The following is a 22,812-nucleotide window of genomic DNA, read 5'->3' on the forward strand; positions in this document are numbered from 1 at the left end:
GACAACCGAAAGACGAAATCAGGACACAATCGCAGGGCACTCGCCACGGAATCGCCACAATAGGCCATCCCCGGCGCGGGGGGCAGCACGCCCCCCGCCGCCTGCCCTCACAGCACCTCGTCCAGCGCCGCGATCAGCCGCGCCACGTCGTCGGCACCGGTGTAATGCACCGCGCTCATCCGCAGCACGCCCTTCTCCAGATCGACCCCCATCGCCGTCAGGGGCCGCACCGCGTAGAAATCCCCCGCCCAGCAGGCGATCCCGCGCCTGCCCAGTTCCACAGACACGGGCTCTGCCGCGCGGCCCAGATCGACCGCCACGGTCGGCGCCCGCTGCGCCGCGTCGCGCGGCCCGATCAGCCGCAGGTCGTTGCGCGCGGCCAGATAGTCCAGCAGCGGCGCGATCACTGCCACCTCCTGCGCCCGCATCAGGTCATGCACGCCCCTGTTGCGCGCCGCCGCATCGCCCCCGATCCCGTGCCGCGCGGCCAGCGCATCGACGTAATCCGCCATGCCCGCACAGGCGGCAATCTGGGCATGGTCCGGCCCCGCAGGCGTGAACCGCTTGTAGAGCGTGGCATTGTTGAAATAATGCCCCTGCCCCGGCAACTCCATCCCGAAGGACTCGCGGATCACCATGATCCCCTGATGCGGCCCATAGGTCTTGTAGGCCGAGAACAGGTAGACATCGCAGCCCAGCGCGGGAATGTCGGGGAAACCGTGGGGGGCATAGCTCACCCCGTCCACCACCGTCCGCGCCCCCGCCGCGCGGGCGACCGCGCAGATCGCCGCCACATCGTTCAGTTCGGCCACCACGTTGGAACAATGCGGGAAACAGACCAGCCGCACCTTGCCATCCGCGACCAGTGCCTCCAGCGCCTCGATCCGCAGCGATCCGGTCTGCGGGTCGATCTTCCATTCCCGCACCTCGACGCCCTCATCCGCCAGCCGCCGCCAGACGCCGGAATTCGCCTCGTGGTCCTGATCGGTCACCACGATGGCCTGCCCCGTCCCCGCCAGCCACTTCCGCACCGCCTGCGCCAGCACATAGGTATTGGCGCTGGTGGACGGGCCGAAGGACACTTCCTCGCGCTTCACCGCCATCATCGCCGCCAGCCGCGTGCGGGCCTCGTCCATCTCGGCCCCGCCCGCCTGCGCGCCGGGATAGGGGGCATAGGGCTGCACCTTGCGGTCGGTGTAAAAGCGGTGCAGCCGCTCCACCACCTGCACACAGGGGTAGGACCCGCCCGCATTCTCGAAAAACGCATGGCTGGACAGCACCGGCGAGGCGAAGGCCGGAAATTGCGAACGGACGAAGTCGAGGTCGAGGGCGGTCATCGGGCGGTATCCTTTCCAAACGGTCCTGCCGGACCCGGACACGCCCGCACGGGCGGGCAAGTCCCGGTCCGTGGCAGGTCTTCCAGCCAGCCTGCGGCATGTCTCCCCCGCAGGCAGGGGGGCGTCTGCCCCCCGCCATGATTGCTAGCGCGGCGCGGCGGGCGGCTCAAGTCCTGTCGAGTGGCGACGCGCAACGCAAGGGTGGCGGTCGCCCCGGGGGGGCGGGGCGGCCGCTACCCGGGCCATTGGGCCCGGGTGAGTCCCGACCGTTGCGCAACGGAGAAAAACCGGACCTTACCCCTACCGCCGCACATCCACCACGACGCGCCCCTGCACGCCGCCCTTCAGGATCGCCCGCCCCAGCTCCGGCAGGTCGCCCAGCCCGCACTCCTGCACCATCGCCTCCAGCTTGCCCATCGGCAGCTCCGCCGCGATCCGCTCCCACGCCTCCACCCGCTTGGCATAGGGCACCATCACCGAATTGATCCCCAGAAGGTTCACCCCCCGCAGGATGAAGGGCGTCACCTTCGCGGGCAGGTCCGCCCCCCCCGCCAGCCCGACCGACGCGACCGAACAATCCGCCTTCATCTGCCCCAGCACGCGCGCCAGCATCGGCCCGCCCACATTGTCGATGCAGCCTGCCCAGACCTCGGATTCCAGCGGCTTCGCCACCGTCTCGGCCAGATCGGCGCGCGGCACGATCCGCGACGCGCCAAGGCCGCGCAGATAGGCCTCCGTCTCGGGCCGCCCCGTCACGGCGGCAACCTGATAGCCCCGCCCGGCCAGCAGCGCCACCGCGACCGACCCCACGCCGCCCGCCGCCCCCGTCACCAGCACCTCGCCCAGCTCCGGCACCAATCCATGCGCCTCCAGCGCCATGACCGACAGCATCGCCGTGAACCCTGCCGTCCCCACCGCCATCGCCTGACGCGTCGTCAGCCCGTCAGGCAGCGGCACCAGCCAATCCGCCTTGACCCGCGCCTTCTCGGCAAAGCCGCCCCACCAGCTTTCGCCCACGCGCCAGCCCGTCAGCACCACGCGGTCGCCCGCCCGATAGCGCGGATCGTCCGACGCCTCGACCGTTCCGGCAAAGTCGATTCCCGGCACATGCGGCCAGACCCGCACCATGCCGCCGCCCGACCCCATGCACAGCCCGTCCTTGTAGTTCAGCGTCGACCACTCGACCGCCACCGTCACATCGCCCCCCGCGGGCAGCCGCGAATCGTCCAGCTCCTGCACCCCGGCCCGCGTCTTTCCCTCCGCGTCCTTCTCGACCACCAACGCCCTGAACATGCCCGCTTCCTTCCCTTGCGCTTCCCGACCTGCCCCGCTTCGACGCGCTGCGGCCGCCTTTGCCTCGTATTTGGGCAATTTTTTGCAAAATTCCCCTGCGTCAAGCGGCAGAACACCTTGCTTCCCGCCGCATCAGTCGCATCTTGCAGCATGCGCTTGTGGTGGTGCCAGTGCGAAACAAACGTCACCCGCGTCTTTCGGCCCGATCCCGACCGGACAAGGCCGTTCCCCATAACAGGAGAGGAGCCCCGATGAACCGTCCCGCCAGCCTGCTTGCGACCGCCGCAACACTCGTCGCCCTGACAGGAACCGCCCATGCCGCCGACCCCAAGATGGTCGTCTTCGACTGGGCCGGATGGGAGATCGACGGCATCCTGACCGACTACGTCGCCAAGCACGGCGAGAAGCCCACCTATTCCTTCTTCGCCGACGATGACGAGGCGTTCCAGAAGGTTTCCTCCGGCTTCAAGTCCGACGTGACCCACCCCTGCGTCGCCAGCCTGCCGCGCTACCGCGATGCCGGGCTGATCGAACCGTGGGACACCTCGAAAATCCCGGAATTCGCCAACCTGAACCCCACCCTCCTCTCCTCCTCTGTGGTCAAGGATGACGGCGGCGTCTGGTTCATCCCGACCGACTACGCCTACACCGCCATCGCCTACAACACGACCGAGGTGCCCGAGGCCGACGTTTCGACCCTCCAGGTCTTCACCGACCCGAAATACGCAGGCCGCATCTCGCTGCCCGACAGCTCGGACGACGTCTGGTCGCTCGCCTTCCTCGCCACCGGCGTGACAAGCTGGGACAACGTCACCGACGAACAGTTCCAGGCCGCCGCCGACTGGCTGCGCCAGGTCCACCCCAATGTCCGCGCCTACTGGGCCGACCCCGCCGAACTCTCGCAGCTCATGGCCACGGGCGAGGTGCTGGTGTCCTGGTCGTGGAACGACGGCGTGGCCCTGCTCAAGGCCGAGGAATTCCCCGTCGGCTTCAACCGCACGCCCAAGGAAGGCTCCACCACCTGGTTCTGCGGCTTCGTCAACATGAAGGACGGCCCGGGCGAGGAAGAGCGCGCCTATGACTTCATCAACTCGGTCCTGTCGCACGCCTCGGCCAACTACTTCCTCGAGGAACTGGGCTATGCCCATTCCAACTCGGCCGCCATGGCCGAAATCCCCGCCGAAACCCTGAAGGCCGCCTATGTCGACGAGGTGCAGGGCACGCTCCTGCCGCAGACCCCCGTCACCGCCGAATTCCGCGAGAAAATGATTCAGGAGTTCGAGAACATCAAGGCGGGCTTCTGATCCCGACCCCAACGCCAACCGGACAGGGCGCCCCGCAACGGGCGCCCTTTTCCACTCGCCCCGCTTGCGCCCGCCCGACCCGCCCCCTATATTCCCACCTGTCAGGGGCAACCCTGACTATGGCGATAAACGCACCTGTAATAGACGGCTCGGACCCGGGGGCGGTACCCGGCGGCTCCACCAAACATCCCGGTCATTGCGGGGGTAAGGGGCCGAAACAGGATCGACGAACGTTCAAAGAGGCCAGCTTTCGCTCGGTGAGGTACCACCGTTATCGGTCCAAGATCACAGTTGCCAATGACAACCGTGCTCCGGTGGCGCTGGCTGCGTAAGCAGCTCGCAATACCAAATCTAAGTCCTTGCGCTTAGCCGCGTAAGGCGGGGTTCGCAGGTACCTGGCAACAGAAACCTGCACTTTCCCCCCTCATGCGCAAAAGCGTTTTCCGACGCAGAAAACGCACCGGAATTTGGCGCAAATTCCGTGTCCCCACCCTCACCTCCGTTTTCTGCGCCAGAAAACGGCGCGGAATTTGCGTCAAATTCCGCCCTACCGCAGCCCTACCGCAGCACCGCCCCCGGGTTCATGATCCCCAGCGGGTCCAGCGCCGCCTTCACCGCCCGCATCGCGGCCAGCTTGCCCGCATCGCCATAGCGTTCCAGATCGCCCACCTTCAGCCGCCCCACCCCGTGCTCGGCGCTGACCGATCCGCCCATGGCATCCACCAGATCATGCACGCAGGCCATCACGGCCGCCGCGTCATATCCCGCCTTGTCGCGCCCCTCGGCGGGAAAGACGTTGTAATGCAGGTTCCCGTCGCCCAGATGGCCAAAACAGTTCACACGGACCGCCCCCATCCCCGCCAGCGCCGCATCGGCCCGCGCGATGAATTCCGGCACCGCCGACAGGGGCAGCGAGATGTCATGCGACGACACCGCCCCCACCAGACGGTTCGCCTCGGGGATCGACTCGCGTATCCGCCACAGCCCCTGCCGCTGCGCCTCGGAGGCGGCGATCACCCCGTCCTGCACCAGCCCCGCCTCGTCCGCCTCGGCATAAAGCCCCGCCATCACCTCTTCCGCGTCAAAGACCGACGGCAGGCCCAGTTCCAGCAAGACGCACCAATCCGGCGCCACAGGGAAGGGACAGCCCACCTCGGGCATCTTTGCCGCCAGAAACTCGAACCCCGTCCGCTTGATCAGTTCGAAGGCCGACACCATCCCCGGCACCCGCCCCTGGCACATCGTCAGCAGCCGCAGCGCCGCCGCCGGGCTTTCCACCACCAGCATCGCCGTCACATTCACCGCCGGTCGCGGCACCATCCGCAGCGTGGCCGCCGTGATGATGCCAAGGCTCCCCTCGGCCCCGATCAGCAAATTCCGCAGGTCATACCCCGTATTGTCCTTGCGCAGCCGCTTCAGCCCCCCGATCACCGACCCGTCGGCCAGCACCGCCTCGACCCCCAGACACAGGTCGCGCGCATTGCCATAGCGCAGCACGCCGATCCCCCCCGCATTGGTGGCCAGCACCCCCCCAATCCGCGCCGTCCCCTCGGATGCCAGCGACAGCGGAAACAGCCGCCCCGCCCCCGCCGCCGCCTCCTGCACCGCGGCCAGCGTCGCGCCCGCCTCGACCTCCAGCGCGTTCTCCCCGGGCCAGACATGGCGCACCGCCGCCATCCGCTCCAGCGACAGGATCACCGGCGCGGGGCCATCGGGCAGGACCTGCCCGCCCACCAGCCCCGTCCCGCCGCCCCATGGCACGATCCCCACCCGCGCCTCTGCACAGGCCCGCACCACCGCCTGCACCTCGGCCACCGACCGCGGCAGGACCAGCACGCCCCCCTGCCCCCGCCACCGCCCGCGCGGCTCTTCCAGATAGCGCGGCTCGGGCGCGCGCACCGCCCCCCCGGGCAGCAGCGCGGCAAGCGTGGCGGCAAAGGCGGCATCGGCAGGGTTCAGCATCGGCAGGCACTCCTTCCCCGCCGTCCTACCCCAGCGCCCATGGTTTCAAAAGTCCCTCAGGGGATATATTCCGGCTCCAGCACCATGATCGTCGGGCTTCCGGGCAGATCCTGCTGCGACAGCATCAGATCCGGCCCGCCCACCTCGACTACCTGAAACGTCCCCTCCATCTCGGCAAGGAACGTCTCCAGCGAGGCCCCCGAAAACCAGTGCATCGGAATGACGACCGAGGCGCGCAGGCGGCTCACCACCTCGCCCATCGCCGCGGTGCTCATCGTATAGCCGCCATCGACGGGCACCATCACCACATCCAGCCGCCCGATCGCGGCATATTGGGCATCGTCGGGGATCTGGTGCAGATGCCCCAGATGCCCGATGCACAGCCCCCCCGCCTCGAAGACAAAGATCGAATTGCCATCCGCCCGCGCCCCCTCGCCGAACGGCCCGCGCGTGTCGGTGGTCACGTTCCTGACCAGCATCGCCCCCAGATCCAGCTCGTGAAAGGCCGGCGCGCCATTCTCGGGCCAGCCGGCAAGGACATGCGGGATGCGCGGGTCGGGGTTCGACGTCCAATGCGTGGAATGGGCGTTGTTCATCGTCACCACATCCGGCACCACATCCGGATTGCCGATGAAGCCCGTGTAATCCGTCACCGCCAGCGTGCCCCCCTGCGCCTCGATGGCGAAACTGGCATGGGCCAGATAGCGGATGCGGACATGCGCCTCGTCCAGCGGCTCCCCGATCGCGGCGTGCCAGACCCGCTCCGCCCCGCCCTGCGCCAGCGCAAAGCAGTTCGACGCGATCCGCTCCTGCGCAGCGGCGGGCATCGGTCCGGATGCCCAGACCATGAGTCCGGCGACAACCGCCCCCGCCGCGACCAGACGTGAAGGCTTCGTTCCGGCGCCGCGCGTATGTACAGTTTGCGGCACAACCATCGGCACAGGTTCCGGCATCATCGCTGTCTCCCTTCCGGCATCTTGGGAAAAGATGCAGCAGCCTGCCACGCGGCAAGGCCCGCGCCGCTTCACGCTTTCGTCAACGATGGGGAAAATGGGCGCTCAGCCCACATCCGTCCGGCCGCGCCGGTCGGTCCTAAGTGCCGCATAAAGCACATGATTCCGCCAGCGCCCCGCGATCTGCAGATAGCTTTGCGCGACGCCCTCGTACTTGAACCCGCACTTCTCCAGCACGCCCCGCGATGCCGCATTCTCGGGCAGACAGGCCGCCTCGATCCGGCTCAGGTCCATCACGGCAAAGGCATGGTGGACAACCGCCAGAATCGCCTCGCGCATATAGCCGCGGCGCGAAAATCTCTCGCCAATCCAATAGCCTAGCGTGCCCGACTGCGAAGGCCCCCGCCGGATGTTGTCCAGCGTGATCGCCCCCAGCAACGCCTGATCCTCCCGCCGGATCAGCAGCAAAGGCAAAGCCGTCCCCTGCGCCTCGGCCCGCGATGCCCAGTAGACGCGATTGGTAAAAGCCCGCCGCGTCAGGTGGTCACCGGCCCAGACCGGCTCCCAAGGTACCAGAAAATCGGCACTTTCCTCGCGCAGCGCGGCCCATGCCTTCCAGTCGCCATGCTGCGGCAGGCGCAGCGACATCCGCTCGGTCTCGATCCGAACCTTGCGGCGCAGCGTCAGCATCAGGCCGCCAGCCTTGCCTTGACCGCCTCCAGATCGGGGGCATCGCCCACCGGCCCATACAGCGCCATCGCCGCCTTCGCGCCGACCAGCCCCTCGGCATAAGTCCTTACATCACCTACGGAAACCGCGTCGATCTTCGCCACCGTCTCCTCGACCCCCGGCACGCGATCCCAGATCGCCAGCAGCCGCGCATTGCGCTCGGCCCGGCTTGACGGGCTCTCCAGCCCCATCAGAAGCCCCGCCTTCAACTGCGCGCGGGCGCGGTTCACCTCGGCCTCGGTCATATCCTCGGCGGCGCGCTTCAACTCGTCCATGGTCAGCCCGACCAGATCGCCGATCTCCTCCTCGGACGTTCCGGCATAGACGGTGATCTGCCCCGTATCCTCATAGGCCCCGCTCTGCGCGAAGATGGAATAGCACAGCCCCCGCTCTTCGCGGACCTTCTGGAACAGGCGCGAGGACATGCCGCCCCCCATCGCCGTCGCATAGACCTGCGCGGCATAGACATCCGGCGCGCGATAGCCCGGCCCCTCGAAGGCCAGCGCGAAATGCACCTGCTCCAGGTCCTTGACTTCACGGCGTTCTCCGCCCGCGAAACGGGCCGGTTGCAACGTCGGGTTCCCCACCGGTTTCAGATGACCGAAGATGCCCTCGGCCTGCGCGACGATGGCGTCATGGTCCACCCCGCCCGCCGCGGCAAGGATCATCTGGTCCGGCCCGTAATGCTCGCCCACAAAGCGGCGCAGGTCGTCGCGACCGAAGGAGGACACCCGCTCGGCGGGCCCAAGGATCGTGCGGCCGAAGGGCTGGTCGGGATAGCTGACTTCCTGCAACCAGTCGAAGATGATGTCATCGGGCGTATCCAGCGCCTGCCCGATTTCCTGCAGGATCACATGGCGCTCCGTCTCGATCTCTTTCGGATCAAAGACGGGGTTCAGCACGATGTCCGAGATCACGTCCAGCGCCAGCGCCACATCGGGCGACAGGATGCGGGCGTAATAGGCCGTCATCTCGCGGCTGGTATAGGCGTTGATATAGCCCCCCACATCCTCGATCTCTTCCGCGATCCGCAGGGCACTGCGCTTCTCGGTCCCCTTGAAGGCCATGTGTTCAAGGAAATGGGCAATCCCGTTCTGCTCGGCCCGCTCATGCCGCCCGCCCGCCGTAACCCAGATGCCCGCCGAGGCCGACAGAAGCCCCGGCATGTGCTCCGTCACGATGCGGAAACCGTTGGAAAGCGTGGTGATCTTCAGGCTCAACGCGCGATCCTTTCGCGGACGATGGCCTGCAGGGCGGCCAGATCATTGGCAACGCGGGTCATGCGTTCGGGCCGGTCAAAGAGGTCCGCCATGCGGGCGGGCAGCGCAGGCCGCGTGCCCATCGCCCCTTCCACCGCATCGGGGAATTTCGCCGGATGCGCCGTGGCCAGCGTCACCATGGGCGCCACGCCAAGGTTTTCTTCGGCCACCTTCACGCCCACGGCGGAATGGGGACACAGCACCTCGCCCGTCGCGGCGTGGGTGGCACGGATCGTGGCGACCGTCTCTTCCTCGGAACAGCGGCCCGAGGCGAAGGTGGCGCGCAGCATCTCAAGCGCGCCTTGCGAGATGGCAAATCCGCCCGCCTTCAGCTCTGCCATCAACTGCGCCACGGCGGCCCCGTCGCGGCCATAGGCATCGAACAGCGCGCGCTCGAAATTGGACGACACCTGAATGTCCATCGACGGGCTGATCGACGGACGCACGCCATCGGTCCTGTAGGCCCCCGACTTCATCGCCCGATCCAGAATGTCGTTCTGGTTGGTGGCGATCACCAGCTTCTCGATCGGCAAACCCATCCGCCGCGCGATATACCCCGCGAAGATGTCACCAAAATTGCCCGTGGGCACGGTGAAGCTGACCGCGCGATGCGGCGCGCCAAGGCTGACGGCGGCCGAGAAGTAATAGACCACCTGCGCCAGAACCCGCGCCCAGTTGATCGAATTCACGCCCGCCAGCCGCACGCCGTCGCGGAAAGCAAAGTCGTTGAACATGTCCTTCACGCGGGCCTGACAATCGTCGAAATCGCCGTCGACGGCGAGGGCGTGCACATTCGCCTCGGAGGGCGTGGTCATCTGGCGGCGCTGCACCTCGGACACGCGGCCATGCGGGAACAGGATGAACACATCCACATTCGCGAGCCCGCGGAACGCCTCCATCGCGGCCGATCCGGTGTCACCGCTGGTGGCCCCCACGATGGTGATCCGCTCGCCCGATTTCACCAGCGCCGCCTGCATCATCTGCCCGATGAGCTGCATGGCAAAGTCCTTGAAGGCCAGCGTCGGCCCGTGGAACAGCTCCAGCAAGAAGTGGTTGGGGCCCAGTTGCACCAAGGGCGCGCGGGCGGCATGGCCGAAACCGGCATAGGCCTTGGCGATCAGACCCCGGAATTCGTCATCGGTGAAGGTGCCGCCCAGATAGGGACGCATCACGCGGAAGGCGATCTCCTCGTAAGACTGCCCCGCCAGAGCGGCGATCTCGTCCTTGCCCATCACCGGCACGGCCTCGGGGACGTAAAGCCCGCCGTCACGGGCAAGGCCCGTCATCATCGCCTCGCCAAAGCTCAGAACGGGGGCCGCGCCACGGGTGGAGATATAGTTCATGCTCATGCCTTCAAACCGTCCGCTGCCTGATACGCCACAGAAGATACGCTGTCATCCCCAGCCAGACGGCGGCCAGCGAAAACCACGTGATGGCGTAGTTCATATGGTCATTCGGAATACCCGATGTATCCACCGGCATCGGCTCGATCGCGCCACCGGTTGGCTTGCGGGCGACAATAAATGTCGCCTCCGTCTCCAGCGCGGCCGACAGGGCCGCAACATCGCGGGCGAACCACAGCCCCGTCTTGGGATCGGGCGGCGGGGTGAAACCGTCTGTCTCTTCGGGCCAATGCAGGTTGCCCTCCACCGTCGCCGGTCCCGACTCGCGCGGCTTGGCGCGGTCGTCATCGGTCAGGAACCCGCGATCCACCAGCACGCGGCGGCCATCCGCCGTCTCGAAGACCTCGACCACGCGCACACCCGCGCCGATCTGCTTGCGGCTGACCAGAATATCCGCATGTTCCCCCGTGAACCGCCCCGTCGCCGTCACCGGCATATAGCGGTCGGCCACAGGATCCACCGTCGCAGGCAAAGCCACCGGCGCATCCGCGATGCGCGCCGCGATCTCGGCCAGCACGCCCTCTTTCCACGCCAGACGCTGCATCTGCCAGACCCCGAGCGAGATCAGGATCGCCCCGCCCAAGAGGCCGACCAGCAGCGGAAAGATCATGCGACGCGTCATTCTCGTCCTCCGGTCAAAAGGAAAGGCGCGCACCCGAAGGGGTCCGCGCCTTCCCGCAAGGTTCAGGGGGGCGGGGCGCCGCCCCCCTCTCTCCGATCAGCGCAGGGGTCAGCGACCCCAGACGTAGATCGAAGCAAAGAGGAACAGCCAGACCACGTCGACAAAGTGCCAGTACCAGGCGGCGGCCTCGAACCCGATATGCTTCTCGGGGGTGAAATGGCCTTTCAGCGCGCGGATCAGGCAGACGGTCAGGAAGATCGTCCCGATGATGACGTGGAAGCCATGGAAGCCCGTCGCCATGAAGAAGTTGGCGCCGTAGATGTTGCCCGCGAAACCGAAGGCGGCATGGCTGTATTCATAGGCCTGGAAGCCGGTGAAGATCACCCCGAGGACGATGGCAAGGATCAGCCCGTTCACCAGATCCTTGCGGTTGTTCTCGTGCACCAGCGCATGGTGTGCCCAGGTGGCGGCGGCGCCCGAGCAGAGCAGGATCAGCGTGTTGATGAGCGGCAGGTGCCAGGGATCGAAGGTCTCGATCCCGGCCGGCGGCCAGACGCCGTCGATCGCGGGGCTGTCGGGGCCCATCGGATAGAGCGCATGCTTGAAGAAGGACCAGAACCACGCCGCGAAGAACATCACTTCAGACATGATGAACATGATGAAGCCATAGCGCAGGCCGATGCGGACCACCGGCGTGTGGTCGCCCACCTGGCTTTCCTTCACCACATCCGCCCACCAGCCGAACATGACATAAAGCACGCCGACAAGGCCGATCAGACCCAGCCACGGGCCGTTGCCATGCATCCACAGCACGGCACCGAACAGCATGACAAAGGCAGTCACCGCCCCCAGAAAGGGCCAGATCGACGGCGGCAGGATGTGGTAATCGTGGTTCTTGGCGTGTGCCATTCCGGTTCCCTCGCGTTTCTTGTCAGTTTACCGCCTCGCCCGCAGGCACGGCAAGCGCGGCCTGTTCCTCGGGAAGGGGTTGTTCGTAAAAGGTGTAGGAGAGCGTGATCTCCTTCACGAATTTGCCTTCGGGGTCGGTGACGATGGCAGGGTCCACGAAGAAGGACACCGGCATCTCGACCCGCTCGCCGGGTTGCAGCACCTGCTCGGTAAAGCAGAAACAGGCGATCTTGGCGAAATAGCCGCCAGCCGCATCGGGCGCGACGTTATAGCTCGCCGTGCCCGCCACCGGCTTGTCGGTCGGGTTATAGGCCTCGTAGAAGGCGATGGCATTCTCGCCGATCCGCACCGTCATCTCGCGCTGCACGGGGCGGAATTCCCACGGCATCCCCCGCTCGGTCGAGGCGTCGAACTTCACCACCACGGTCTGGTCAAGGATGGTATCGGGCGCAACCTCGGCCACGCCAGTCGTGCCGCCAAAGCCCGTGACGCGGCAGAACCAGTCGTAGAAGGGCACGGCGGCAAAGGACAGCGACGCCATGGTCACGACGACACCCACCAGATAGACGGCAGTCTTGTTCTGCGATTTCATTGCCCCTCCTCCGGTTCGGCCATCTCGGGACGGACGCTGTGGTCGAAGGCCTGCATCGGCTCGCCGCGCGTGACCTTCACCACGGTCAGCGCGAAGACCAGCAGGATGAACAGGCCCAGCGTCACCGCCACGCCGACATTGCGCCCGAGGCGGCGCTTGTGGATTTCATGCTCGGGCGGGAAGGCCATCACCACCCCCCCATGCCATAGGGCTTCAGCGCGGCTTCCGCGAGGAAGGCCCCGAAATGCAGGAAAAGATAGTAAAGCGAGAAGCGGAAGACCGATTTCTCGACCGCGTAATTGTCCGCCTCGGCCGCATCCTCGTGGCGCTTCCAGATGCGCCACGCCCCCACAAGGAACCACGCGTTCAGCGCGACGGCAGCCGCCAGATAGATCGGCCCGCCGATCGAGGTGAAGGCCGCGCCCACGGCCACGGGGGCCAGCAGGATCGTGTAGACGAGGATGTGGTTGCGGGTGGACCGGCGCCCGTGCGTGACGGTCAGCATCGGCACGCCCGCATTGGAATAGTCATCCTTCATGAACAGCGCCAGCGCCCAGAAATGCGGCGGCGTCCACATGAAGATCAGCGCGAACATCAGCACGCTCTCGATCGACACGGTGCCCGTCGCGCAGGCCCAGCCGATCATGGGCGGGAAAGCCCCCGCCGCGCCGCCGATCACGATGTTCTGCGGCGTCGACCGCTTCAGCCACATCGAATAGACCACGGCATAGAAGAAGATGGTGAATGCCAGCAGCCCCGCCGACAGCCAGTTCGCCGCCAGACCCAGCATCACCACCGCGATGCCCGACAGGCCAAGGCCCACCGCCAGCGCCTCGCCCGCCGTGACCTTGCCCGCGGGCACGGGGCGGCCCTTGGTCCGGCGCATCACAGCGTCGATATCGGCATCCCACCACATGTTCAGCGCGCCCGACGCCCCCGCGCCCAGCGCGACGAACAGGATCGAGGCAAAGGCGATGACCGGATGCACGCCGACGGGCGCCACCAGCAGACCCACCAGCGCGGTAAAGACGACCAGCGACATCACGCGCGGCTTCAGAAGCTGCACGTAATCGCCGAAACCCGCCTCTCCCGGCTGCTCGTAGGCGCGGATATCGCTCATGACCTTGTCCATCCTTCCGGTGGGGAAAAGGCCCCGGTCCACCGGGGCCATCCCTGCCACGCCGCCCCCGGACGGGGCGCGGCGATCAGTTCGAGGCCAGCGTCACCGGCGCCGCCAGATCGGCATCCGACAGCATGACATCGCCCGCTTCCGCCTTGGCAACCCATGCCGCATAGACCTCTTCGGACACGACCTTCACGGTGATCGGCATATAGGCGTGGTCCTTGCCGCAAAGTTCCGAGCACTGGCCGAAATAGATGCCCTCGCGCTCGGCCTTGAACCACAGATGGGCGATGCGGCCCGGCACGCCGTCCTGCATCACGCCGAAGGCCGGAATCTTCCACGAATGGATCACGTCCGCCGCCGTCACGTTCATCACGATGGTCTTGCCAACGGGCACAACCACGGCGGTATCGGTGGCCAGCAGGTACTGGCTTTCGTCGTAGCCATGCGCGGCCAGTTCTTCCTTGGGCAGCATGAAGCTGTCAAAGGCGATGGGCGCGGCATCGGCGGCTTCGGTCACGCCGTTATCGGTGTATTCATAGGACCAGTACCACTGGTTGCCCGTCACCTTGATGGTGACATCCGCCACCGGAATCTCCTGCTGCTTGAACAGCACCGGCAGCGAGAAGGCACCGATGAACACAAGGATCAGGATCGGGACGACCGTCCATGCCACTTCCAGCGGCGAGTTATGGGTGAAGGTCGCCGGCGTCTTGTTGGCGCGCTGGTTGTAGCGGATCATCACCCAGATGAGCAGGGCGGTGACGAAGATCGTGATCACCGTGATGATGATCAGGATCATGTGGTCCAGCCCCTGAAGGTCGCGCGCCAGTTCCGTGGCGGCCGGCTGGAAACCCATTTCCTTGGGCAGCGGCTGCCCCACGACTTCCAGCCCCTGCGCGAAGGCCGCGCCGGACGAAACCATGCCGACGCCAGCCGCGGCCACAGCGTTGAAAGAGCTCAGAAAACGCATGTTCTATTCCCGTTCGAGTGCGCGGCCTTGGGCCGCTGCTTTTTCTTCCACGTCTCGCCCGCAACCGGCAGCCACGCAGAATCCCGTTGTTTCCCGACCGCTTGAAACCATATTAGGGGCTGCGCGGCAAGCCAAACCGTTGCGGCAAAAGCGCGCCATTTGACACAGATCAAGGACACCCCCCATGACCGAGGCACCCTTCCGTCCCTTCGAGACGGCGCTGGACGAGGCATCCGCGCTCGCCATCCTGCGCGCGGCGACGGCGGGGGCGGATGACGGCGAACTCTTCCTCGAACGCCGCCGGTCCGAGGCGATCGTTCTGGATGACGGGCGCATCAAGACAGCCTCCTACGATGCTTCCGAAGGCTTTGGCCTGCGCGCCGTGCGGGGCGAGGTGGCGGGCTATGCCCATTCCACCGAAATCTCGGAACGCGCCCTGCGCCGGGCCTCGGAAACCGCGCGTCTGGCGGTGGGCGACGGCGGCGGGGTGATGGCCCCCGCGCCGCTGGGCACCAACCGCCGCCTCTATGGCGATGCCGACCCGATGGCCGACGCCGCCTTCCCCGTGAAGATCGACCTCCTGCGCGAGATCGACGCCTATGCCCGCGGCCTCGACCCCCGCGTGGTGCAGGTGTCGGCCACCCTCTCGGCCGGCCTGCAAGAGGTGGAAATCCTCCGCCCCGAAGGCCTGCGCCTGTCCGACATCCGCCCGATGGCGCGGCTGAACGTGTCGGTGATCGTCGAACAGGACGGCCGGCGCGAAAGCGGCGGCATGGGTGGCGGCGGCCGCTTCGGCCTTGCCCGCCTGATGGCGCGCGACCACTGGCAGCCCATGGTGGCCGAGGCACTGCGGATCGCACTCGTCAATCTCGACGCAGAACCCGCACCGGCGGGCGTGATGGACGTGGTCCTCGGCCCCGGCTGGCCCGGCATCCTGCTGCACGAGGCGATCGGCCACGGGCTGGAGGGTGACTTCAACCGCAAGGAAACCTCGGCCTTCGCGGGGCTCATGGGCCAGCGCATCGCGGCGCCGGGCGTCACCGTGCTGGATGACGGCACGATCCCCGACCGGCGCGGCTCGATCAGCGTGGATGACGAGGGCACGCCCTCGGGGAAGAACGTGCTGATCGAGGACGGCATCCTCGTGGGCTACATGCAGGACCGCCAGAACGCCCGCCTGATGGGCGTGGCCCCCACGGGCAACGGTCGGCGCGAGAGTTTCGCGCATATCCCGATGCCGCGGATGACCAACACCTACATGCTGGCGGGCAAGGACGATCCGGCGGCGATCCTTGCCGACCTGAAGGACGGCATCTATGCCGTGGGCTTCGGCGGCGGTCAGGTGGACATCACCAACGGCAAGTTCGTCTTTTCCTGCACCGAGGCCTACCGCGTCCGGAACGGCAAGATCGGCGCGCCGGTCAAGGGTGCCACGCTGATCGGCGACGGGGCGACCGCGCTCAAGGGCATCCGCGCCATCGGCAACGACCTGAAGCTCGACCCTGGCATCGGCAATTGCGGCAAGGCGGGGCAATGGGTGCCCGTGGGTGTGGGCCAGCCCACGCTGCTGATCGGCGGGCTCACCGTGGGTGGCTCGGCCACCTGAACCGTCGCGCCGAAGGGGGGCCTTCTGCCCCCCTTGGCGCAGGGCGCCTCACCCCCCGAGGATATTTCCGCAGAGAAGAGGGGGCATCTGCCCTGCTCCGGCTTTCTTCTCTGCCCGATATCCTGCGGGGGGGTGCAAAGCCCCCCTGCCCCGCCCGCCACCCGCGCCGTCAGCGGTTGAACTTCCCCTTCAGCGCATCGGCAAAGGCATTCCCCCCGCCCCCCGCCTTCGGGGCCGAGGACATCGGCCCGCGCGGCGGCTGGCCCTTCGGTGCGGACGGCCCACGTTCGCGCGCCTGTTCGCGCGCCTGACCGGAGTCGGACCGCATCGTCAGACCGATCCGCTTCCTTGCCGCGTCCACCTCGACCACGCGCACCTTCACCACATCGCCCGCCTTTACCACCTCATGCGGGTCCTTGACGAAACGGTCGGCCAACTGGCTGACATGGACCAGCCCGTCCTGATGCACCCCGATATCGACAAAGGCCCCGAAGGCCGCGACGTTGGTCACGGTGCCTTCCAGCATCATGCCGGGCTTCAGGTCCGAAATCTCGTTCACACCCTCGGTGAATGTCGCGGTCCGGAAGGACGGGCGCGGGTCGCGGCCGGGCTTTTCCAGTTCGGCCAGAATGTCCTTCACCGTGGGCAGACCGAAACGCGCATCGACAAAGGCACGCGGGTCCACCTGCTTCAGCGCCGCCGCATCCCCCATCAGGCTCCGGATATCCCGCCCGCAGGCCGCCACGATCCGGCGCGCCACGTCATAGGCCTCGGGGTGGACGGAAGAGGCATCCAGCGGCTCTGCCCCGTCCGGAATCCGCAGGAACCCCGCCGCCTGTTCAAAGGCCTTTGGCCCCAGCCGCGCCACCTTCAGCAGGTCGCGCCGCGTGCGGAAGGGCCCGTTCTGGTCGCGATGCGCGACAATGGCATCGGCCAGCGACGGCCCCACCCCCGACACCCGCGCCAAGAGCGGGGCCGAGGCGGTGTTCAGATCCACCCCCACCGCGTTCACCGCATCTTCCACCACCGCTTCCAGCGACCGGCCCAGACGGTGCTGGTCCACGTCATGCTGGTATTGCCCCACGCCGATCGACTTCGGCTCGATCTTCACAAGCTCTGCCAGCGGGTCCTGCAACCGCCGCGCGATGCTGACCGCGCCGCGCAGGGACACGTCCAGATCGGGGAACTCCCGCGCGGCAAGCTCCGAGGCCGAATAGACCGACGCGCCCGCCTCGCTCACGATCACCTTCACGGGCTTCTCGGTCCCCGGCAGGACGGCCAGCAGGTCCGCCACCATCTTCTCCGTCTCGCGGCTGGCGGTGCCGTTGCCGATGGCGATGAGCTGCACCTTGTGCTTCCCGATCAGCTGCGCCAGCGCCACCTGCGCGCCGCGCAGGTCGTTCTTGGGCTGGAAGGGATAGACCGTATCGGTCGCCAGAACCTTGCCCGTGGCATCGACCACCGCCACCTTCACCCCCGTCCGGATGCCGGGGTCCAGCCCCATCGTGGCCTTTCCCCCCGCAGGCGCGGCCAGCAGCAGGTCCTTCAGGTTCCGCGCAAAGACGCGGATCGCCTCTTCCTCGGCCCGCTCGCGCATCTCGCCCATCAGGTCCAGCGTCAGCGAGGTGCGGATCTTCACCCGCCACGCCCAGGCCGCCGCCTCGCGCAGCCAGCGGTCGCCCGGCCCTTGCGTCGCCGTGCCCAGCGCCGCCCCGCAGGCGCGCTCGGCCGGACTGTCGCCCTTGGGCGCATCGGCGTCGATCTCCAGATCCAGCGTCAGCACCCCCTCGTTCCGCCCGCGCAGCATGGCCAGCACGCGGTGCGAGGGTGCCGTGGCCCAAGCCTCGGAATGGTCGAAATAGTCCGAAAACTTCGCCCCCTCCTGCGCCTTGCCATCCACGACCTTCGCGACCAGCTTCGCCACCTGCTTCATATGCGACCGGAGCCGCCCCAGCAGATCGGCATTCTCGGCCAGCCCCTCGGCCACGATGTCGCGCACGCCCTCCAGCGCGGATTTCACATCCGGCACGGCCTCGGTCACATAGGCCGCCGCCAGAACCGCCGGATCGGCCACGCGGTCGGCCAGAATCGCCTCGGCCAGCGGTCCCAGCCCGTTTTCCCGCGCGATCATCGCGCGGGTGCGCCGCTTGGGCTTGTAGGGCAGGTAGATATCCTCGAGCTCCGCCTTCGTCGCGGCTTTCAGGAGAGAGGCGCGCAGCACATCCGTCATCTTCCCCTGTTCCTCGATCGAGGACAGGATCGCCGCCCGACGCGTCTCCATCTCGCGCAGATAGGCCAGACGATCCGCCAGCGTGCGAAGCTGGGTGTCATCCAGCCCCCCCGTCGCCTCCTTGCGGTAGCGCGCGACGAAGGGCACCGTCGCGCCCTCGTCCAGCAGGTCGACGGCCGCGCCCACCTGCGCGGGGGTGGCTCCGATCTCGGCGGCGATCACCGAGGCGATCATCTGGGGGATTCGGCGGGCGCTATCGTCTTGCATGGGTATCCTTGGCTTCGGCACTGCTGTGGAAAGCGGACCATAACCGCCCCTCCCGCCCGTTCCAAGCCCGCCACGGATCGCACACCCGTCCCGCGCGGGGGAACCCGCACGGATGCGGCGGGTTGGTCGCGTATCGCCCGCTGGACAGGAGAAATGCCGCAATGCGCCGAGCCGTCCTGTTCTGGTGCCTCTTGGCGGGGGTCGCGCTCGGCGGGCTGTTCGACGGCATCGCCCTGCACCGGCTGCTGCAATGGCACCATCTTCTCTCCCGTCCCGCAGCCGCGGCGGCCGAGACGCAGCATCTGCGCTGGGACGCGCTTCTCGATGCGCTGATGTGGCTGGCACTCGTGGCCGCGCTGGGTGGACTGGTCCGCCACCGCCCCGCGCTTCTGGTGATGACCGCCCGCGTCCAGATCGGTGCGGCCCTGGCAGGCTTCGGCCTGTGGCATGTCGCGGACGCAGCCGTGGCCCATTGGGCGCTGGGGCTGCACCGGATCCGGCCCGGCGCACCCGACCCGCTCTTCTGGGATCTGCTGTGGCTTGCGCTCTTCGGCCTTGCCCCCGCGCTGGCGGGGCTGGTGCTCCTGCGCCGCCAGACCACCGCCCCCCTTGCCGCAGCCGACGGAACATCCCCGACCGCGCGGCGTTTGCATGTGACCCGCCGCGACAGGAAAGGCCCGCCCCATGTCCCCCCGCGCTCCGGCAGCCTCTCGTGACCGCCACGCCCCCCGCGACCGCATCCGTGACGCCTCGCCCGACGGGGCCGATGCCCGCATAAGGCGCGACACGCTGGAACGCCTTGCGCGGGCCGGTGCCCAGCCTGCCACCATCCCCGCCGAGCTGGACCGCAACGCCCGCGAATGGGACGTGGAACGCGCGCTGATGGCCAATGCCGCAACCCTCGCCCTGTCGGGGGCGCTGCTTGCCCTGACCGCCGACCGCCGCTTTGCCCTCGTGCCCGCCGTGGTGGGGGGATTTCTCCTCCAGCACGCGGTGCAGGGGTGGTGCCCGCCCCTGCCCGTCCTGCGCGCCCTGGGCTTCCGCTCGCCGCAGGAGATTGCCGCGGAACGCACCGCCCTGCGCCTGCTTGCCGGGGAACTGGCCCCGCCCGATCCCGCCAGCCGCCCCCGCGACCGCGCCGCCCGCGCGCTGCAGATGGCCGAGGGGACGGCGCCGTGACCCTGTCCTCCGACCCCTGTCAGGCGGGTGCGGACGACGGCCCGCGCCCCTTCACCGGCGATCCGGCCGATCCCCTTGCCGTCGCCCGTTGGCGGCGCGACGAACGGAAACGCCTGCGCGCGGGACGGATGCGGCTGTCCACCGCGGCCCGTGACAGGATCACCGCCGCGATTGCCGGGCATCTGGCAAGCCTGCTGTCCGGCACCGACCTGTCGGGGCGGATCGTCGGGGGGTACTGGCCCATCCGGGGCGAACCCGACCTGCGGACCTTCCTCTCCGGCCTGCGGGCACGCGGCGCGGTCCTGTCCCTGCCGGTCTGCGAAACACCCGTCCAGCCCATGCGCTTCCGCCGCTGGCAACCCGAACAGGACATGGTGCGCGGACATTGGGGCATCCCCGTCCCGCCCGTCGCGGCGGGCGAGGTCCGGCCCGAACTGATTATCGTCCCGCTTCTGGGCTGGGACATGGACCGCTACCGTCTGGGCTTCGGCGCGGGATATTTCGACCGCACGCTGGCCGCACTCCACCCGCGCCCCTTCTGCATCGGCACCGGCCTGCAGGCCGCGCATCTGCCCACGATCGCGCCCCAGCCGCATGACGTGCCCATGGATGCGATCGTCACCGAACTCGGCCTGCAGGCCGGCACGATTCCCGAAGGCGGGGCTTTGCCTTCCGCCCGCAAGACGGACTAGGATGCAGGGCAGCGCGCCAACCCCGCGCTGGAGGGTCCCCACCGGACAGGACATGCCCGCAACCGCCAGCTTCACCATCGCCACGTGGAACATCCACAAAGGGATCGGCACCGACCGCCGCCGCGATCTGGGCCGCACGGCGGCCGTCATCGCGGAAATCGCCCCCGACATCATCACCTTGCAAGAGGCCGACCTGCGTTTTGGCACCCGCGCGGGCCTGCTCGACCTTGACCGCCTGCGGATCGAGACCGGCCTCGCCCCCGTCCGGCTGGACCGGCCCGGCCCCTCGCATGGCTGGCACGGCAACCTGATCCTTGCCCGCGATGCGCGTGTCCTCGACCTTCTGCCCGTCCGCCTGCCGGGACTGGAACCGCGCGGCGCGGTGATCGCGGAACTGGAAATGGCGGGGCTGACCCTGCGCGTCATCGCCGCGCATCTGGGCCTTCTGCCCCGCTCCCGCCGCCAGCAGGCCGAGGCGATCCGCGACGCGCTGGACAGCCGCGCCGCGATGCCGACCTTGCTGATGGGCGATCTGAACGAATGGCGCTTCGGCCCGCGCTCGCCCCTTGCGGCGCTGGAACACCATGTCACGCCCGCCCCGCCCGTCCGCAGCTTTCCCGCCCGCCTGCCGCTCCTGCCGCTCGACCGCATCATGACCGGCCCCGAAGGCCGCATCGACGCCCTCGCCCCGCATGACAGCCCGCTCGCCCGCCGCGCCTCCGACCACCTGCCGGTGAAGGCCCGCCTCACCCTTCCCGCCCCGCAGCGCAGCCGGAACGACCCGCGCAACCACCCCGACCCTGCCCCGCCGGACAGGGGGAACAGCCCGTGATCGGCACGCTGATCTTCTGGCTCTCGCTGGCGGGGATTCTGGCCTTCGTGGCCTCGGCGGTGCTCCTGCGCTCTTACACCCGCTTTGCCCGCCGCGCCCGCGGCGCGCCCAGCCACTGCCTGCCGCGCGGCGCGCAGGCGACGCCGCTGGACCGTCTGGTCGACGCTGCCCTCGCCGCCCATGCCGGGGGCGAAGGCCGCTCCGGCCTGCGCTGCCTGCTCGACCCCAAGGACGCCTTCGCCGCCCGCAGCCTATCGGCGGTAGAGGCGGGGCGCAGTCTCGATCTCATCTACTACATCTGGAAAACCGACACCTCGGGCTGGCTGCTGATGGCCGATCTTCTGGCCGCAGCCGACCGTGGCGTCCGCGTCCGCCTGCTGCTCGATGACATCAACGTGCAGGGCTTCGATCTGGCCTTCCTCGGCCTGAACCAGCACCCCAACATCGAGGTGCGCCTGTTCAACCCCCTGCGGAACCGCGGCCACTGGATCCGGCGCGGCACCGAATTCGCGCTTGGCCTGTCGCGCTTCAACCGCCGGATGCACGGCAAGGTCTGGATCGCCGATGGCCGCCTTGCCATCCTTGGTGGGCGCAATGTGGGCGACACCTATTTCGCCGCCCCGGGCAGCGGGGCACGGCGCGCGCAGGATGCCGACATGGTGCTCGTCGGCGACCGCGTGGCGCAGGTCGAGTCGGTTTTCGACAGTTTCTGGAACCTCGGCCTCTCGCTGCCCATCCTCACCCTCTGGCCGCGCTTCCGTGTCAGCGAACGCCGCTTCCGCCGCCGCCTGATCCGGCACAGCACCGCGCCGCTCTCGGCCAATTGGCGGATGCAGGCCATCGCAGGACGCAGCGCGGCCGATCTTCTGATCACCCCCCTGCGCTGGACGACCGAGGTCACCGTCCTCTCCGACCCGCCGGACAAGGCACTGGGCCACCGCAGCGGGCCGTGGCTGCTTGACAGCATCGCAGACCTTCTGCGCAACGCCACGCAGGAAATCTGCCTCACCACCCCCTATTTCGTCCCCGGCGCGCCCGGTCTGGGCCTGCTGACCGACCTTGCCGGAAAAGGCATCCGCGTCAGGGTCCTGACCAATTCGCTCTCGGCCACCGACCTGTTCAGCGTCCATGCCGCCTATTCGCATTACCGCCGTCCGCTGCTTCTGTCGGGCGCGGAACTCCACGAATTCGCGCCGCCCCGACGCGCCCATCGCGGCCGCGACTTCCTGCATTCCAAGGTTTTCGTGATCGACCGCGACCGCGCCCTCGTCGGATCGCACAATTTCGACATGCGCTCGGCCTATATCAATATCGAACTCGGCCTGCTCTTCCGCGAGGCCACGCTGGTGGCGGAACTGGCCGATCTCTTCGACCGCCAGACCCGACCGGACAGCGCCTTTTCCGTGACGCTCGAAGACGGGCAGCTCCACTGGAACATCGCCGAGCACGGCCGCGCAGGCCGCGAACGATACGAGCCCGAGGCCTCCCCCGCCCGCCGCGCGGCCTCATGGATCATCGCGCGCCTGCCGCATGACTGGTTCTAGGCC

The 22,812-nt window shown here is 68.0% G+C and carries 21 protein-coding genes and 1 other RNA gene; 8 read left to right on the plus strand and 14 right to left on the minus strand.

Going from position 1 to position 22,812, the window contains the following annotated elements; genetic code table 11:
- Positions 1 to 107: 107 nt before the first annotated feature.
- Complete coding sequence (locus GU927_RS12665; RefSeq protein ID WP_161762816.1) at positions 108 to 1,337, minus strand: aminotransferase class V-fold PLP-dependent enzyme; 1,230 nt, start codon at positions 1,335 to 1,337, stop codon at positions 108 to 110.
- Between the two features lie 300 nt (positions 1,338 to 1,637).
- Complete coding sequence (locus tag GU927_RS12670; RefSeq protein ID WP_161762817.1) at positions 1,638 to 2,630, minus strand: MDR family oxidoreductase; 993 nt, start codon at positions 2,628 to 2,630, stop codon at positions 1,638 to 1,640.
- 251 nt (positions 2,631 to 2,881) lie between these two features.
- Between GU927_RS12670 and GU927_RS12675 the strand changes: the two genes are divergently transcribed.
- Complete coding sequence (locus GU927_RS12675) at positions 2,882 to 3,934, plus strand: ABC transporter substrate-binding protein (protein WP_161762818.1); 1,053 nt, start codon at positions 2,882 to 2,884, stop codon at positions 3,932 to 3,934.
- 60 nt (positions 3,935 to 3,994) lie between these two features.
- Positions 3,995 to 4,350: a transfer-messenger RNA gene (gene ssrA, locus GU927_RS12680) on the plus strand.
- 142 nt (positions 4,351 to 4,492) lie between these two features.
- Here ssrA and GU927_RS12685 read toward each other — a convergent pair.
- The 11 genes from GU927_RS12685 to coxB form a co-directional block, all read right to left on the minus strand.
- Positions 4,493 to 5,896, minus strand: a complete 1,404-nt coding sequence (locus GU927_RS12685; protein WP_161762819.1) for an FAD-binding oxidoreductase — start codon at positions 5,894 to 5,896, stop codon at positions 4,493 to 4,495.
- A gap of 56 nt (positions 5,897 to 5,952) precedes the next feature.
- On the minus strand, positions 5,953 to 6,744 hold the full coding sequence (locus tag GU927_RS12690) for an MBL fold metallo-hydrolase (RefSeq protein WP_161762886.1): 792 nt from the start codon (positions 6,742 to 6,744) through the stop codon (positions 5,953 to 5,955).
- Positions 6,745 to 6,954: 210 nt separating this feature from the next.
- Positions 6,955 to 7,539, minus strand: coding sequence for a GNAT family N-acetyltransferase (locus GU927_RS12695; RefSeq protein WP_161762820.1), 585 nt, complete (start codon positions 7,537 to 7,539; stop codon positions 6,955 to 6,957).
- Positions 7,539 to 8,798: a M16 family metallopeptidase gene (locus GU927_RS12700; protein WP_161762821.1), complete on the minus strand. Its 1,260-nt coding sequence runs from the start codon at positions 8,796 to 8,798 to the stop codon at positions 7,539 to 7,541. Before GU927_RS12700 ends, GU927_RS12695 begins: the two co-directional genes overlap by 1 nt.
- Positions 8,795 to 10,180 carry a threonine synthase gene (gene thrC, locus GU927_RS12705; protein WP_161762887.1) on the minus strand — a complete coding sequence of 462 codons (1,386 nt, stop codon included), beginning with the start codon at positions 10,178 to 10,180 and terminating at the stop codon, positions 8,795 to 8,797. The genes GU927_RS12700 and thrC overlap by 4 nt, the downstream gene beginning before the upstream one ends.
- Before the next feature lie 10 nt (positions 10,181 to 10,190).
- On the minus strand, positions 10,191 to 10,862 hold the full coding sequence (locus tag GU927_RS12710) for an SURF1 family protein (protein WP_161762822.1): 672 nt from the start codon (positions 10,860 to 10,862) through the stop codon (positions 10,191 to 10,193).
- Between the two features lie 108 nt (positions 10,863 to 10,970).
- A complete protein-coding gene (locus GU927_RS12715; protein ID WP_161762823.1) occupies positions 10,971 to 11,771 on the minus strand; it encodes a cytochrome c oxidase subunit 3 in 801 nt (266 codons plus the stop codon).
- 22 nt (positions 11,772 to 11,793) lie between these two features.
- Positions 11,794 to 12,363: a cytochrome c oxidase assembly protein gene (locus GU927_RS12720; RefSeq protein ID WP_161762824.1), complete on the minus strand. Its 570-nt coding sequence runs from the start codon at positions 12,361 to 12,363 to the stop codon at positions 11,794 to 11,796.
- Entirely contained in the window at positions 12,360 to 12,551 is a 192-nt protein-coding gene (locus tag GU927_RS12725) for a hypothetical protein (protein ID WP_161762825.1), read from the minus strand. The genes GU927_RS12720 and GU927_RS12725 overlap by 4 nt, the downstream gene beginning before the upstream one ends.
- Positions 12,551 to 13,483, minus strand: coding sequence for a heme o synthase (gene cyoE, locus GU927_RS12730; protein ID WP_161762826.1), 933 nt, complete (start codon positions 13,481 to 13,483; stop codon positions 12,551 to 12,553). Before cyoE ends, GU927_RS12725 begins: the two co-directional genes overlap by 1 nt.
- A gap of 85 nt (positions 13,484 to 13,568) precedes the next feature.
- Complete coding sequence (gene coxB, locus GU927_RS12735; protein ID WP_394357673.1) at positions 13,569 to 14,459, minus strand: cytochrome c oxidase subunit II; 891 nt, start codon at positions 14,457 to 14,459, stop codon at positions 13,569 to 13,571.
- Positions 14,460 to 14,643: 184 nt separating this feature from the next.
- Between coxB and tldD the strand changes: the two genes are divergently transcribed.
- Entirely contained in the window at positions 14,644 to 16,065 is a 1,422-nt protein-coding gene (tldD, locus tag GU927_RS12740) for a metalloprotease TldD (RefSeq protein WP_161762827.1), read from the plus strand.
- A 169-nt stretch (positions 16,066 to 16,234) separates the two neighbouring features.
- Here the strand turns inward: tldD and GU927_RS12745 are convergent, their stop codons facing one another.
- Entirely contained in the window at positions 16,235 to 18,562 is a 2,328-nt protein-coding gene (locus tag GU927_RS12745; protein WP_161762828.1) for a Tex family protein, read from the minus strand.
- Between the two features lie 161 nt (positions 18,563 to 18,723).
- Between GU927_RS12745 and GU927_RS12750 the strand changes: the two genes are divergently transcribed.
- Genes GU927_RS12750 through GU927_RS12770 form a run of 5 tightly spaced genes read left to right on the plus strand, consistent with a single transcriptional unit; the run spans position 18,724 to position 22,809 of the window.
- The gene (locus GU927_RS12750) at positions 18,724 to 19,278 is read left to right on the plus strand and encodes a DUF2243 domain-containing protein (protein ID WP_161762829.1); all 555 of its coding nucleotides are present in this window, start codon (positions 18,724 to 18,726) and stop codon (positions 19,276 to 19,278) included.
- On the plus strand, positions 19,247 to 19,741 hold the full coding sequence (locus GU927_RS12755) for a YgaP-like transmembrane domain (protein WP_161762830.1): 495 nt from the start codon (positions 19,247 to 19,249) through the stop codon (positions 19,739 to 19,741). The genes GU927_RS12750 and GU927_RS12755 overlap by 32 nt, the downstream gene beginning before the upstream one ends.
- Positions 19,738 to 20,433: a 5-formyltetrahydrofolate cyclo-ligase gene (locus GU927_RS12760; protein ID WP_161762831.1), complete on the plus strand. Its 696-nt coding sequence runs from the start codon at positions 19,738 to 19,740 to the stop codon at positions 20,431 to 20,433. Before GU927_RS12755 ends, GU927_RS12760 begins: the two co-directional genes overlap by 4 nt.
- 52 nt (positions 20,434 to 20,485) lie before the next feature.
- Positions 20,486 to 21,265 (plus strand): endonuclease/exonuclease/phosphatase family protein, encoded by a 780-nt coding sequence (locus tag GU927_RS12765; RefSeq protein WP_161762832.1) that lies wholly within the window; start codon positions 20,486 to 20,488, stop codon positions 21,263 to 21,265.
- Positions 21,262 to 22,809: a phospholipase D family protein gene (locus tag GU927_RS12770; protein ID WP_161762833.1), complete on the plus strand. Its 1,548-nt coding sequence runs from the start codon at positions 21,262 to 21,264 to the stop codon at positions 22,807 to 22,809. The genes GU927_RS12765 and GU927_RS12770 overlap by 4 nt, the downstream gene beginning before the upstream one ends.
- Positions 22,810 to 22,812: the final 3 nt, after the last annotated feature.

The sequence above is a fragment of the Paragemmobacter amnigenus genome (genome assembly GCF_009908265.2).
Taxonomy (GTDB): domain Bacteria; phylum Pseudomonadota; class Alphaproteobacteria; order Rhodobacterales; family Rhodobacteraceae; genus Paragemmobacter; species Paragemmobacter amnigenus.